The organism is Streptomyces katrae (genome assembly GCF_000966975.1).
GTDB classification, from domain to species: Bacteria; Actinomycetota; Actinomycetes; order Streptomycetales; family Streptomycetaceae; genus Streptomyces; species Streptomyces katrae.
This window is the reverse complement of the sequence record NZ_JZWV01000715.1, coordinates 1-468: the sequence shown is the minus strand read 5'-3', so window position 1 is coordinate 468 and position 468 is coordinate 1. Positions and strand designations below refer to the sequence as shown.

Here is a 468-nt window from a genome sequence, read left to right as displayed (position 1 = left end):
GGGGCGCACACGGTGACCCGTACGCCGCGCGCCGCGAGCCCGGTGGTGAGGGAGCGGACGTGCGCGCTGCTGCCCGCGCCCGCGCCGCCGAGGACCTGGACGGTGCGCAGCGGGGGCCGCCCGTACGGCAGGACGGGCGGCGGTACCGAAGCCGGGGAGCTGCTCACGGGCCGAAGCTCCAGGGTGAGGAGTCAGGGACGTCGCCCAGGATGCCAGTCCGTACGCGCGTTCCGGGACCATACGGGTGCGGATCCCGTGCCGGATACCGCAGTGCGCCCCCCAGCCTCACCCACACGGGCTAACGCCCCGGTTCCTCAGCCGTCCGCCCGTGCCGCCGCGAGGAGTTCCTCGGCGTGGGCGCGGGCCGTCTGCGAGTCCTCCTGGCCGGCGAGCATCCGGGAGAGTTCGCGGATCCGGTCCTCGCCCTCCAGGACGGTGACCCCGGAGCGGGTCACCGAACCGTCGCCG

At 75.6% G+C, this 468-nt stretch carries 1 pseudogene; it reads right to left on the bottom strand.

Annotated features, from left to right (window positions below):
• Positions 1-167 (bottom strand): annotated as a pseudogene (locus VR44_RS47495) (glycosyltransferase family 1 protein); the annotation flags it as partial.
• Positions 168-468 lie beyond the last annotated feature (301 nt).